Below are 13276 nucleotides of genomic sequence, written 5' to 3'. Positions count from 1 at the left end.
AGCAACCTCCCCTTGATGATGACACTCCATGATAGGTGAGCCGGCGCCGGCAACACGCCTGCACACGGCCTTGCCTTCCGTCGCCGTGCGCGGCGTTATGCCAAGGTTGGTTTCCATGAGCAACCCTTTTCTTGCACCGAGCACGCTGCCGTACCAGTTGCCGCCCTTCGGGCAGATCGGCGAGGAGGACTTCCTGCCGGCATTCGACAGCGGCATTGACGAGCACCTGGCTGATATCGAAGCGATCGTCTCGAATCCGGATCCCGCGTCCTTCGAGAATACGATCCTGGCAATGGAGCGCGCCGGTCAGGGCCTCCGCCGGGTTGCCCTGGTGTTCCACAACAACTCGTCGGCACACTCCACCGAAGGCATTCAGGCGGTGGAGAAGGAGATTGCGCCGCGCCTGGCCTCCCATGAGGACAACATCTATCTCAACAAGGCGCTCTTCGAAAGGGTGAGCGCGGTGGAGGTCTCCGGACTCGATGCCGAGTCAGCCCGCCTCGCCGCGGAATACCGGCAGCGCTTCATCCGCGCCGGGGCCCAGCTTGACGACGCCGCACAGCAGCGGTTGCGCGACCTGAACGGGGAACTGTCCCGCCTGGGCACCGAGTTCAGCCAGCGCCTGCTCCGGGACACGAACGCCTCCGCGCTCCTGCTCGACGACGAGTCCGAACTCGAGGGTCTGTCCGCTGACGACATCGCCTCCGCCGCAGGGGCCGCAGAGGCTGCCGGCCATCCCGGGAAATACCTCCTTACCCTCATCCTGCCGACGTCACAACCGGCGCTGGAGTCCCTGGCCAACCGGGAAACCCGCCGTCGCCTGCACGAGGCCTCCATCAACCGCGGATTCCGGGACAACGAGAACAACACCGTCGGCGTTGCCGCCCGCATGGCCGCGCTGCGCGCCGAGCGGGCAGCGCTGCTTGGTTTCGCCAACCATGCGGAACTCGCCACAGATGATCAGACTGCCCCGTCACTGGACGCCATCCACGACCTGCTGGGCCGCCTGGCGAAGCCTGCCGTCCGGAACGCCCGTGCAGAGGCCCGCCAGCTTGAGGAAGCGGCCGGCCACCCGATCGAGGCCTGGGACTGGCCGTACTACTCCGGGAAGGTCCGGGCGGAGAAGTATGACGTTGACCTCGCTGCGCTGCGCCCGTATTTCGAACTGGACCGGGTGCTGCAGGACGGGGTCTTCTTCGCGGCGAACAAGCTGTATGGCCTGACCTTCCACGAGCGAAGCGACCTGCAGGGCTACCATCCGGAGGTGCGTGTCTGGGAGGTCCGTGAGGAGGACGGTACCGGGCTCGGGCTGTTCCTCGGCGATTACTACACACGCGAGACCAAGAACGGCGGCGCGTGGATGAACTCCTTCGTGGAGCAGTCACGGCTCGCGGGGACACAGGCGGTGGTCGTCAACAACCTGAACATCTCCCGGCCGCCGGCCGGTGAACCCACCCTCCTGACCTTCGACGAGGTCCGCACCACCTTCCATGAATTCGGGCATGCGCTGCATGGGCTTTTCTCCAACGTGACCTACCCGCTGTTCTCCGGCACCAGCGTGCCGCGGGACTTCGTGGAGTATCCCTCGCAGGTCAACGAGATGTGGATGCTCTGGCCCGAAGTGGTGAGCAACTACGCGCGGCACCACCAGACCGGTGAACCGCTTCCCCAGGAGACAATCGACAGGCTCGTCGCCGCCCGGCAGTGGGGTGAGGGATTCGCCACCACCGAATACCTCGGTGCGGCCCTGCTCGACCTGGCCTGGCATGAGCTGCCTCCCGGGGCCGCCGTCGAGGACCCGCCAGCCTTCGAGAATCAGGCACTGCACGACGCCGGGGTGGACTATGCGCCGGTGCCCCCGCGCTACCGGACGGGCTACTTCAAACACATTTTCGCCGGCGGCTACGCTGCGGCCTATTACGCCTACATCTGGAGCGAGGTCCTGGACGCGGACAGCGTGGAATGGTTCAGGGAGTCGGGCGGGCTCACCCGCGAAAACGGGGAGCACTTCCGCCGCGAACTGCTCTCCCGCGGATACAGTGTGGACCCGCTCCAGGCTTTCGCTTCCTTCCGCGGACGCGCCGCGCGCCTCGAACCGCTGCTCGAGCGGCGCGGCCTGGCCGACCAGTCATGACCACCATCGCCGGTTGCCAGCGGCTGCAGCGGGCCTGGTTCGCCGCTCTTGCGCAGGCAACCGGCGGCCGTACTTTCTCCACCCACGAATGCGACTGGATCTGGCTGCCTGCGCGCAGTGAGCTGATGCTGATGTTCCCTACGTCCATTTCCGCGGCAGGACTGCGCCCGGGTCTCGCCGAGGGTGTCCGGCTGGGCGCCCGGACCGTCGGCGTCTGGCTGAACGGCGCCGTCCGCGCGCAGGAGCTCACCGGCTTCGGGTTTGAGCCGGGGTGGCAGCCGTGGTGGATGAGCGCGGCGGTAGGCTCCGTCACCGGATACGATCCCGGTTGCGCCACCGTCACGGTTGAGGTGCCTGAGTATTCGGGGCCGCCGGCAGCGGAACTGGCCGTTGCCCGCGAGGAGCCCGTGCGCGCATGGCACGCGGTTGCCCGCAAGGAGGGCGGCCTGGCGGGCGCCGCGTATTCGTTCTACGACGGAATAGACAACCCCCGTGCGCTGGGAGGGATCTTCAATATGGAGGTGCAGGCTGCATTCCGGCGCCAGGGAGTGGGGACGGCACTGCTGTCCGCGGTGGCACGCCAGGCTGCTGCGGCCGGGGCCGAGGAACTGGCGCTGAATGCCACGCCGGAGGGTTACAAGCTATACCTGCGCCGCGGCTTTGAGCTCATCGGCCGAGGACATACCTGGTGGCTCACGCTGCCCTGACCGGTTTCACTCCCCCGGCCACTCGACGGCGTCCGCCTCAGCCGCGCCCATCGACTCGACCGTCGCCTTGGTCCGGGCGCGGCTTGCGGCATCCTCCGCGGCGGAGACGCAGGAGACTTCCGCCGCGGCCATCCGCTCAAGGTTGAAGCCCGCCACCGGGCACCAGCGGTGTCCCGGCCCGTTCCAGGTGGCAGGGAGCCAGCGAAGCTCACCGACCTCCCAGCCGCCGTCGTCCTTCTGCCGGAAATCCGCCTGGACAAGGAGGCCCTCAGTGTTGCGGATATCCGGGGTCAGGTGGGCGGCAATGGTGTTGCCGAGACCATAGACAATCCACACACCGTTGTACTTCTCGATGGGCAGCACCGAGTGGCTGTGGTGTCCGTAGACCAGGTCGAACCGGCCGCTGTCCACCAGCGCGTGTGCAACGTCCTGCTGTTGGGCATTGGCGTAGTCGGCGTACTCGTCGCCGGCGTGCACCGCAGCCAGTACGACGTCGGCGTCCGCCGCACGAGCTGCATCCGCCCTGGCGATCATCGCCGCCGGATCCAGCTGATCCACCTGCCAGCCGAACTCCGGCACAACCCCGTTGAGCGCATAGGTGCCCGTGATCACCGCGACCCTGGCCTTGCCCGTATCCATGATGAGAGGCTCAGCTGCTTCCGCCTGCGTGCGGTAGGAGCCGGTGTGTCCCAGCCCGGAGCTGTCGAGCGTGTCAAGGGTGCGGTTGAGCCCAGTGGTGCCGGCGTCGAGTGTGTGGTTGCTCGCGGTGGTGCACGCGTCGTAGCCGAGCGCCGCGACGGCCTCGGCAATCTGCGGAGGAACGTTGAACGCGGGATACCCGGAAAACGGCCCGCCGGGCTCTGCCAGCGGCGTTTCCAGGTGGCAGACGGCGAGGTCTGCGGGGGTCACATACTCGGCCTGCGCTGCGAGCATGGGCCCGAAGTCAGGGTTGCCGCCGCCGTCGAGCGCAGCCTGTTCCCACAGTCCTTCATGGAGCAGCAGGTCTCCGGTGAGCACCACGCTGAGCGATGGGCGGGCTGTCGCCGGGGACGGTGAATCAAGTGGATCGGCCGTCGGGGCGGCCGGACTGGACGACGGTGTGGGCGACAGCGACGGAACTGGGCGGCCGCTCGCCGATTCCGCCGGCGGCGGGCTGGTTTCAGAGCCCGAACATCCGGATGTCAGCAGCAGCACCGCGAGTGCTGCGGCCCGGATGGCTTGTGCGCTGCGACCGCTCACCCGGCCAGCCTAGCGCCGAAGGACAACCGCTGTCAGAAGGCGCCCTGGCGGACGGCGCGCCGATGGGGAAGGGCCGGACGCAATGTCCGGCCCTTCGCTGTAGTGACTTGCCGCAGGCGGTATTACCAGCCGCGCTCGGCGAGGCGGTGCGGCTGGGGGATGTCGTCGACGTTGATTCCGACCATTGCTTCGCCCAGGCCGCGGGAGACCTTGGCGATCATGTCCGGATCATCGTGGAACGTGGTGGCCTTGACGATCGCTGCGGCACGCTCTGCCGGGTTGCCGGACTTGAAGATGCCTGAACCGACGAAGACGCCGTCGGCGCCCAGCTGCATCATCATTGCGGCATCCGCTGGGGTGGCGATGCCGCCGGCGGTGAACAGCACAACCGGCAGCGTGCCGGCCGCGGCAACTTCCTTCACGAGCTCGTACGGTGCCTGCAGCTCCTTGGCTGCAACGTACAGCTCGTCCTCGGGCATGGAGCTCAGCCGGGCGATCTCCGCGCGGATCTTGCGCATGTGCATGGTGGCGTTGGAAACATCTCCGGTTCCGGCCTCACCCTTGGAGCGGATCATGGCCGCGCCCTCATTGATGCGGCGCAGTGCCTCACCGAGATTGGTGGCACCGCAGACAAAGGGAACGGTGAACTTCCACTTGTCGATGTGGTTGGTGAAGTCCGCAGGTGTCAGCACCTCTGACTCATCGATGTAATCAACTCCGAGGGACTGCAGGACCTGCGCCTCCACAAAGTGGCCGATGCGCGCCTTGGCCATGACGGGAATGGAGACAGCCTCGATGATGCTGTCGATCATGTCGGGATCGGACATCCGTGAGACCCCGCCCTGGGCGCGGATGTCGGCGGGGACGCGCTCAAGCGCCATGACGGCGACAGCGCCGGCATCCTCGGCGATGCGGGCCTGCTCCGCGGTGACAACATCCATGATGACGCCGCCCTTGAGCATTTCCGCCATCCCGCGCTTGACGCGGCTGCTGCCGGTCACGGGCGCCGTGGTGGAAGCTTCTTCAACAGTGGACACAGTTTGGCCCCTCGGGTAGAGATAAAGATGACAATCAATGATAGCCCGCCGGAACGGCCGAAACACCGGTCAGCGACTGAACATCACCTGGCTGCGGTTGTGCAGCCGGACAGCCGCGACGGATCGGGGAGAATGCTCAGGGTGCTGCGGCCTGTACCCGCACCGTCATGACGCGCTGGACGATCGTGATGACACTGGCCAGCGCCAGCAGGATCAGGACGGCCAGCAGCACAACCTCCGGAAGTCCCAGTCCGGTCAGACCGGTCACGGTCAGCACCGAGACGAGGCGCTCGGCCCGTTCCGCAATGCCTACGTTTGCGGTGAAGCCGAGCGACTCCGCCTTGGCCCGCGCATAGGAAACGATCATCCCAAGCACCAGGCAGGCCAGAGCGGCAATCGCGATTGCGCTGTTGTTGCCGCCCAGGAAAAACCAGATGGCGACGCCGGCAAAGAGCGCGCCGTCCGCAATCCGGTCAAGGGTGGAGTCGAGGAAACTCCCCCACGATCCGCTACGGCCCTGGATCCGCGCCATGATGCCGTCCACCACGTCAGAGAAGACAAACAGCGTGATGAAGACGGTGCCCCAAAACAGCTCCCCCAGGGGGTAGAACACGAGCGCACCGCCGGCCACACCGAGGGTTCCGACCACGGTGACTGCGTCAGGCGACACCTTCCACCTCAGGAGCAGCGTTGCCAGGGGCGTGAACAGCGACGTGAAGAAGGACCGCGCGTACTTATTCAGCATGACCCGCCTCCGAGCTTGTCGAGGCAGCTTCATCCCACGCCGCTGCAAGCTGCGACCGCACCTCGCCGAGGGTCTGCGTCACGGCCTTCGTCTGCGCGATGATCGGGAAGAAGTTTCCGTCCCCGCTCCACCGCGGCACCACATGCTGGTGCAGGTGGGCGGCGATTCCGGCTCCGCCGGTGACGCCCTGGTTCATACCGAGGTTGAAGCCGGTGGGCCGTGCGACGCTGCGCAGCGCATGCATTGCGGTCTGTGTCAGGTGCGCGATCTCGACGGTCTCCTCACGGGTGATGTCGGTGTAGTCAGGCACATGGCGGTACGGACACACCAGCAGGTGCCCGGGATTGTAGGGGAACAGGTTCAGGACAACGTAGGCGCTCCGGCCCCGGTGGACGATGAGCGACTCGTCATCGGACCGTCCGGGCGCCGTACAGAAGGGGCAGTCCTCCTGCTTGTTGAACTGCCCCTGCCCGCCTTTGATGTACGCGAGCCGATGCGGTGTCCACAGTCGCTGGAAGGCGTCGGGCACACCGGCCAGCTCAAAGCCGTCCGTGACGTCCCCATCGCTGTGATGCTGCCCGACAGCTCCTGCGTCGTCCTGCATCTGCCCCTACTGTTCCCGGTTGCGGACGGCTTCGACAATCCGCTTCACGGCTTCGTCGACCGGGACCTGGTTCTCCTGGCTTCCGTCCCGGAAGCGGAAGGACACGGCACCGGCGTCGGCGTCGTCACCGCCGGCAATCAGGACGAAGGGCACCTTCTCCTTGCTGGCGGTGCGGATCTTCTTCGGGAAGCGGTCGGACGTGATGTCGACCTCCGCACGGATGCCCTCTGCCTTGAGCTTGTCCACAACGTCGAACAGGTAGTCATTGAAGGCGTCCGCCACCGGGATGGCGCGGACCTGGACCGGAGCCAGCCAGGCCGGGAAAGCCCCTGCATAGTGCTCTGTCAGCACGCCGAGGAACCGTTCAATCGAGCCGAACAGCGCACGGTGGATCATGACCGGCCGCTGTCGGGTTCCGTCTGCCGCCTGGTACTCAAGTTCAAACCGTTCAGGCAGGTTGAAGTCCAGCTGGATGGTGGACATCTGCCACGTGCGGCCGATCGCGTCCCGTGCCTGCACGGAAATCTTGGGACCATAGAACGCTGCGCCGCCCGGATCCGGAACGAGTTCCAGCCCGGAGGCATCCGCCACTTCGGCGAGGGTGCGGGTGGCTTCTTCCCATGCCTCGTCGTCTCCGACGTACTTCTCCGGGTCCTTGGTGGACAGCTCAAGGTAGAAGTCGTCCAGCCCGTAATCCTTCAGCAGGCCGAGCACAAAGTTGAGCGTCGAGGTGAGCTCATCCTTCATCTGCCCGCGGGTGCAGTAGATGTGGGCGTCGTCCTGGGTCATGCCCCGGACCCGGGTGAGCCCGTGCACCACGCCGGACTTTTCATACCGGTACACCGATCCGAACTCGAAGAACCGCAGCGGCAGTTCCCGGTAGGACCGTCCGCGCGAGCGGAAAACCAGGTTGTGCATCGGGCAGTTCATCGGCTTCAGGTAATAATCCTGGCCGGGTTTGCGGACCTTGCCGTCGGCGTCGAGCTCGGCGTCGACGTGCATGGGAGGGAACATGCCGTCGCGGTACCAGTCCAGGTGGCCGGAGACCTCGTAGAGATGGCCCTTGGTGATGTGGGGAGTGTAGACAAACTCGTAGCCGGCTTCGACGTGCCGCTGGCGTGAGTAGTCCTCCATCGCCTTGCGGATGATGCCGCCGCGGGGGTGGAAGACGGGGAGGCCCGATCCCAGCTCGTCCGGGAAGGAGAACAGGTCCAGCTCGCTGCCCAGCTTGCGGTGATCGCGGCGTTCAGCCTCAGCGAGGCGCTCCTGGTAGGCCTTGAGATCATCCTTGGTGGGCCAGGCCGTGCCGTAGATGCGCTGCAGCTGCTTGTTCTTCTCGCTGCCGCGCCAGTAGGCCGCCGCCGAGCGGGTGAGTGCATACGCGTTGGAGATCAGCTTGGTGTTGGGCAGGTGCGGGCCGCGGCAGAGGTCCTTCCACACAACATCCCCGGACTTGCGGTCCACGTTGTCGTAGATGGTCAGCTCACCGGCGCCGACCTCAACGGAGGCGCCGTCGTCGTCGGTGATGTCCCCGTTGCCGCCCTTGAGACCGATGAGTTCGAGCTTGTAGGGCTCGTCCTTCATAGCCTCGCGGGCTTCGTCCTCGCTGGCCACGCGACGCTGGAAGAGCTGGTTTCCGTTGACGATCTTCAGCATCATCTTCTCGAGCTGCTTCAGGTCCTCGGGAGTGAAGGGCTCGTTGACGTCGAAGTCGAAGTAGAAGCCGTCGGTGATGTACGGGCCGATCCCCAGCTTGGCGTCGGGCCGCAGCTGCTGGACGGCCTGCGCCATCACGTGCGCGGCCGAGTGGCGAAGAACGTCGAGGCCGTCCGACGAATCAATGGTGACCGGCTCCACCCGGGCGCCGTCTTCCAGCTCCCGGCTCAGGTCCCACAGTTCATCGTTAACACGGACGACGACGACGTCGCGCTGCTCCCTGAAGAGGTCCGCTCCCGTGGTCCCGGTGGTCACCCGCTGCTCTTCGCCGTCGACGATGAGGGTGATTGATGGGGGCGCTGACACTGAGGTCTCCTCTTGATAAGGGTGAACTGGCTGGATCGCTGATCGATCAACCGTACCGGCGGGCGAGGACCAGCAAGGGCCCAACACTCCTGCCGCGGTCCCCTCGATGGTATCCGTTGCGCGAGCGGCCAACCAACCGGCCCGCGGGCCGTGCTGCCCGGCAGTCGCGGGCGGAGGCGGGCAGTCGGGCGCCGTCTGGAGGCTGGCGCCTAGGGCTGCCGGCGGACTTTCAACTCGAACTCGATGAAGGCGTCGATCATCGCGCGGTAGGTCCGTTCAACCACGGTGGGATCGACGTCGAGCTTTTCTGCAAAGCCCCGCACGTTTGAGATAACCTGCTCCACCCGCGCGGGCGCGCGGACCGACTCGTCATCTTCCTTGAGGGATCCTGCCCGGCGCACCAGCCGTTCCCGCCGCGCGATCAGTCCCACCATCTGCTCATCAACTTCGTTGATGGCTATGCGGACCGCTTTCAGCTGCTCAGCGTGGACCTTTGCGGGGTCGGGCTTCTGGTGGCTTGGCATACCGTGAGACTACGCGAGGGGTGGACTCCCGGCACCGTTGATTACGTGCCCAGCCGGATCAGGCGGGGAATGCAGGCGGGGCCGGCTGCGTTACACCTCCGACGGAAAACCCGCACAACCGGCGGGCTCGCCCCGGGCCCGCAACCACCGAAGGAGCACCGTGGATTACACACCCGCTGCCGGCACCATCACCATGTTCAGCACAACCTGGTGCGGCTACTGCCGCCGGCTCAAGTCGCAGCTCGACGCGCAGGGCATCGGCTACCAGGAGATCAACATCGAGGAAGTGGAGGGCACCGCGGAGCTGGTTGCCTCACTGAACGGCGGGAACCAGACTGTTCCGACCGTCATCTTCCCGGACGGAAGTTCGGCCACCAACCCTTCGGCAGCCGAAGTGAAGGCCCGCGTAAGCGCCTGACAGCCGTTGAATAGGCAGGACACTCCGCTTAACCATCTGGTTAACGGGCGTGTCCTGCCTTTTCATTGTCATAGGCTGGACACGTTCCCCCACCCTCGAGGAAAAGGACAGTCTTCCCATGGCACACAGCGTCAAGGGCGTCGTCGTAATGGAAAAGGACGCTCCGGCCACCGTAGTCACCATCAATGTGCCCGATCCCGGGCCCGGTGAGGCGCTGGTCGACATTCTCACCTGCGGGGTCTGCCACACCGACCTGCACTACAAGCTGGGCGGTATCAGCGACGACTACCCCTTCCTGCTGGGCCACGAGGCAACCGGCGTGGTCAGCGCCGTCGGTCCGGACGTCACCAACGTCCAGCCCGGTGACCGGGTGATCCTCAACTGGCGCGCCGTCTGCGGACAGTGCCGTGCCTGCCTTCGCGGCGAACCGCAGTACTGCTTCAACACCCACAACGCCACCCAGAAGATGACGCTCGAGGATGGCACCGAGCTCTCCCCTGCGCTGGGAATCGGTGCTTTTGCCGAGAAAACGCTCGTGGCCTCCGGGCAGTGCACCAAGGTTGATCCTGAAGCCGACGCGGCGGCAGTCGGGCTGCTGGGCTGCGGGGTCATGGCGGGAATCGGTGCGGCCATCAACACCGGAAACGTGCGCCGCGGCGACTCGGTGGCCGTGATCGGCTGCGGCGGCGTCGGCATTGCCGCAATCGCGGGTTCCAAGCTTGCCGGTGCCACCCGGATCATTGCCGTGGACATCGACGACCGGAAGCTGGAACTCGCCAAGGGGCTCGGCGCTACCGACGTGGTGAACTCAAAGGAAACCGACCCTGTCGAGGCAATCCGGAAACTGACCGACGGCAACGGAGCCAACGTGGTCATTGACGCCGTCGGCCGCCCTGAAACCTACAAGCAGGCTTTCTATGCCCGCGACCTCGCCGGCACCGTTGTCCTGGTGGGCGTACCGACGCCGGACATGACGCTTGAGCTGCCGCTGCTGGATGTCTTCGGCCGCGGCGGATCGCTGAAGTCCTCCTGGTACGGCGACTGCCTGCCCTCGCGCGACTTCCCGATGCTCGTCAGCCATTACCGGCAGGGCAACCTTGACCTGGACGCCTTCGTGACCGAGCGGATCGCGCTGGATGAGGTCGAGAGCGCTTTCGCCAAAATGCACGACGGCGTGGTGCTGCGTTCGGTGGTGGAGCTCTGATGGGCGCGCGTATCGATCACCTTGTCACTTCCGGAACCTTCTCCCTGGACGGCGGCACCTGGGAGGTGGACAACAATGTCTGGATCATCGGGGATGACTCCGAATGCATCGTCATTGACGCACCTCACGACGCCGGCGCCATTGTGGAGGAAATCAACGGCCGCCAGGTGCGCGCCATCCTCCTGACCCATGGCCACGATGACCACATCCGGGCTGTCGGCGACCTCTTCGATGCGGTGCGTGCTCCGATTCATCTGCATCCCGATGACCGGATGCTCTGGGACGCGGTATACCCGGACACGGCGCCGGGTGCCTCCATCACGGACGGCGACACCTTCAGCGTCGCCGGCGTCACGCTCCAGGCGATCCATACCCCCGGCCACTCCCCCGGTTCCGTCTGTTTCTACCTGCCCGACGCCGGCACACTGTTCAGCGGCGACACGCTGTTCCGCGGTGGACCCGGTGCAACCGGCCGGTCCTACAGCGACTTTCCGACAATCATCGAGTCCATCCGGACCCGGTTGCTGACACTCCCGGCCGACACTGTGGTGCGGACCGGCCACGGCGACTCGACGAGCATCGCGGAGGAGGCTCCGCACCTCGAGGAATGGATCGCCCGGGGTCACTGACGCGTCCGGCCGATCACGCAGGCCGACCATCGCCCGGGCGGGAAACCGCCCGGGCGACGCCGCCATACGCTGCGCCCGCCGCAGGCTATTCCCGCGCGGCGGGACGCAGGGCCGCAACCAACTGGTTGAGCACGCCGGCGTCCTCGATCGTGGACGGAATCACGAACTCGTCGCCATCGGCGATCTCACGCATGGTCTTCCGCAGGATTTTCCCCGAGCGGGTCTTGGGCAGGGCTTCCACCACGGTGACGTGCTTGAAGTCCGCTACGGCGCCGATGTCCCTGCGGACCAGCGCGATCAGCTCCTTCTCCAGGATCTCCTCGGGCAGGTCAACGCCGGACTTGAGGACCACGTAGCCGCTGGGCCGCTGCCCCTTCAGGGAATCCGCGAGACCGACCACAGCGCACTCGGCCACCGCCGGGTGCTTGCCGATCACCTGTTCCATGGCGCCGGTGGACAACCGGTGCCCGGCCACGTTGATGATGTCATCGGTGCGGCCCATGACGTAGAGGTATCCCTCCTCATCCCGGTAACCGGAGTCCCCGGTGGCGTAGTAGCCCTCGAAGGCCTGCAGGTAGGAGGACACGTAGCGCCCGTCGTTGCCCCAGAGGGTCTGCAGGGTGCCCGGCGGCAGTGGCAGCCCCAGCACAATGTTGCCTTCCGTCCCGGCCTCAACCTCCTTACCTTCGCCGTCGACAATGGTGAGCCTGAAGCCGGGCATTGGCACGCTCGGAGATCCGGCCCTGATCGGCAGGTCATCGAGCCCGCGAGGGTTGGCGCAGATGGCCCAGCCGGTCTCGGTCTGCCACCAGTGGTCCACTACCGGCACCCCCAGCACCCGCCGCGCCCAGTGGAAGGTGTCGGTATCCAGGCGCTCGCCGGCCGCGAACAGGGTGCGCAGGCTGGACGTGTTGTGCCGTTCCAGCAGATCGGCCTCCGGGTCCGCCTTTCGAATGGCACGCAGGGCAGTGGGCGCGGTGAAAAGCACGTTCACCTGGTGGTCCTCGATGACCCTCCAGAACGCTCCGGCGTCGGGCGTGCCGACCGGCTTTCCTTCGTACATCACCGTAGTGGCGCCCGCCAGCAACGGGCCATAGACGATGTATGAGTGTCCCACCACCCAGCCGACGTCGGAGGCTGTCCACATGACGTCACCGGGACCGACGTCGTAAATATTCTCCATGGTCCATCTGAGGGCGACGGCATGGCCGCCGTTGTCCCGCACCACCCCTTTTGGTGTTCCGGTGGTGCCGGAGGTGTAGAGGATGTACAGGGGATCCGTGGCCTTGACGTCGACGGGTGCGGCAGGCACCGCGGTGCTCATCTCGGCGTCCCAGTCCAGCCATCCCGCGTGGTCCGCCACGGTGGCGGCGAAGCCATCGCGGGCCTTGACCAGGACGGGCACATCTTCGGCGCCGGCCAGGGTGAGGGCTTCGCCGACAGCGGGCAGGTACTCGATCCGGCGCGAGGGCTCGACGCCGCCGGAGGCCGTGACCACTGCCGTGGGCGCGGCGTCGCGGATGCGGGCTGCCAGCTCCCTGGGGGCGAAGCCACCGAAGACGACGGAGTGCACAGCTCCCAGCCGGGCAGTCGCCAGCATGGCGATCGCGGCTTCGGGGATCATCGGCATGTAGATGACCACGCGGTCGCCGGTACCTACGCCGTGGCTGCGCAGCACACCGGCGAACCGGGCCACGAGATCCGTCAGTTCCGAATAGGAGTAACGCCGTTGGATGCCCAGCATGGCGGAGTCATAGATCAGGGCCTCCTGGTCCCCGCGGCCAGCCTCCACATGTCGGTCCAGGGCGTTATAGGAAGTGTTGAGGACGCCGTCGGGAAACCATCCGTACAGCGGTGCACGGCTGGAGTCGATGGCGTGGTGCGGCGGGGTCGACCAGGAAACGTTCGCGGCGGCATCCAGCCAGAATTCCGCCGGCTTTTCCAGGCTGTGCGCGTAGCTGTCCCGGTAATTGCTCATGACCATGAATTCCATCCCGTCGATGATGTGATGCG

The 13276-nt window shown here is 66.1% G+C and carries 12 protein-coding genes; 5 read left to right on the top strand and 7 right to left on the bottom strand.

Going from position 1 to position 13276, the window contains the following annotated elements; genetic code table 11:
- The first annotated feature begins 115 nt into the window (after window positions 1-115).
- Window positions 116-2134 (top strand): M3 family metallopeptidase, encoded by a 2019-nt coding sequence (locus tag BLS52_RS03555; RefSeq protein WP_090584555.1) that lies wholly within the window; start codon window positions 116-118, stop codon window positions 2132-2134.
- The gene (locus BLS52_RS03550) at window positions 2131-2841 is read left to right on the top strand and encodes a GNAT family N-acetyltransferase (protein ID WP_090584554.1); all 711 of its coding nucleotides are present in this window, start codon (window positions 2131-2133) and stop codon (window positions 2839-2841) included. Before BLS52_RS03555 ends, BLS52_RS03550 begins: the two co-directional genes overlap by 4 nt.
- 6 nt (window positions 2842-2847) lie before the next feature.
- Here BLS52_RS03550 and BLS52_RS03545 read toward each other — a convergent pair whose 3' ends face one another.
- From BLS52_RS03545 to BLS52_RS03520, 6 genes are all read right to left on the bottom strand, one after another.
- Entirely contained in the window at window positions 2848-4080 is a 1233-nt protein-coding gene (locus tag BLS52_RS03545) for a CapA family protein (protein ID WP_245702680.1), read from the bottom strand.
- Between the two features lie 122 nt (window positions 4081-4202).
- Window positions 4203-5117 (bottom strand): pyridoxal 5'-phosphate synthase lyase subunit PdxS, encoded by a 915-nt coding sequence (gene pdxS / locus BLS52_RS03540; protein WP_026543702.1) that lies wholly within the window; start codon window positions 5115-5117, stop codon window positions 4203-4205.
- A gap of 136 nt (window positions 5118-5253) precedes the next feature.
- The gene (gene pgsA, locus BLS52_RS03535; protein ID WP_090584553.1) at window positions 5254-5862 is read right to left on the bottom strand and encodes a phosphatidylinositol phosphate synthase; all 609 of its coding nucleotides are present in this window, start codon (window positions 5860-5862) and stop codon (window positions 5254-5256) included.
- Entirely contained in the window at window positions 5852-6466 is a 615-nt protein-coding gene (locus BLS52_RS03530; protein WP_026543704.1) for an HIT family protein, read from the bottom strand. Before BLS52_RS03530 ends, pgsA begins: the two co-directional genes overlap by 11 nt.
- Before the next feature lie 6 nt (window positions 6467-6472).
- Window positions 6473-8488 carry a threonine--tRNA ligase gene (gene thrS, locus BLS52_RS03525; protein ID WP_090584552.1) on the bottom strand — a complete coding sequence of 672 codons (2016 nt, stop codon included), beginning with the start codon at window positions 8486-8488 and terminating at the stop codon, window positions 6473-6475.
- A gap of 209 nt (window positions 8489-8697) precedes the next feature.
- Window positions 8698-9012 (bottom strand): chorismate mutase, encoded by a 315-nt coding sequence (locus tag BLS52_RS03520; RefSeq protein WP_026543706.1) that lies wholly within the window; start codon window positions 9010-9012, stop codon window positions 8698-8700.
- Between the two features lie 160 nt (window positions 9013-9172).
- Between BLS52_RS03520 and BLS52_RS03515 the strand changes: the two genes are divergently transcribed.
- The 3 genes from BLS52_RS03515 (at window position 9173) to BLS52_RS03505 (ending at window position 11263) form a co-directional block, all read left to right on the top strand.
- Window positions 9173-9430, top strand: coding sequence for a mycoredoxin (locus BLS52_RS03515; RefSeq protein ID WP_026543707.1), 258 nt, complete (start codon window positions 9173-9175; stop codon window positions 9428-9430).
- A gap of 118 nt (window positions 9431-9548) precedes the next feature.
- Window positions 9549-10634, top strand: coding sequence for an S-(hydroxymethyl)mycothiol dehydrogenase (locus BLS52_RS03510; protein ID WP_026543708.1), 1086 nt, complete (start codon window positions 9549-9551; stop codon window positions 10632-10634).
- Window positions 10634-11263 (top strand): MBL fold metallo-hydrolase, encoded by a 630-nt coding sequence (locus tag BLS52_RS03505; RefSeq protein ID WP_026543709.1) that lies wholly within the window; start codon window positions 10634-10636, stop codon window positions 11261-11263. The genes BLS52_RS03510 and BLS52_RS03505 overlap by 1 nt, the downstream gene beginning before the upstream one ends.
- 85 nt (window positions 11264-11348) lie before the next feature.
- Here BLS52_RS03505 and BLS52_RS03500 read toward each other — a convergent pair whose 3' ends face one another.
- On the bottom strand, window positions 11349-13247 hold the full coding sequence (locus tag BLS52_RS03500; RefSeq protein ID WP_090584825.1) for an AMP-binding protein: 1899 nt from the start codon (window positions 13245-13247) through the stop codon (window positions 11349-11351).
- Between the last annotated feature and the right edge of the window lie 29 nt (window positions 13248-13276).

It is taken from the genome of Arthrobacter subterraneus (genome assembly GCF_900099735.1).
GTDB lineage: Bacteria > Actinomycetota > Actinomycetes > Actinomycetales > Micrococcaceae > Arthrobacter_D > Arthrobacter_D subterraneus.
Note: the sequence above shows the minus strand (reverse complement) of the source record. Positions and strands in the feature narration are given on the sequence as shown.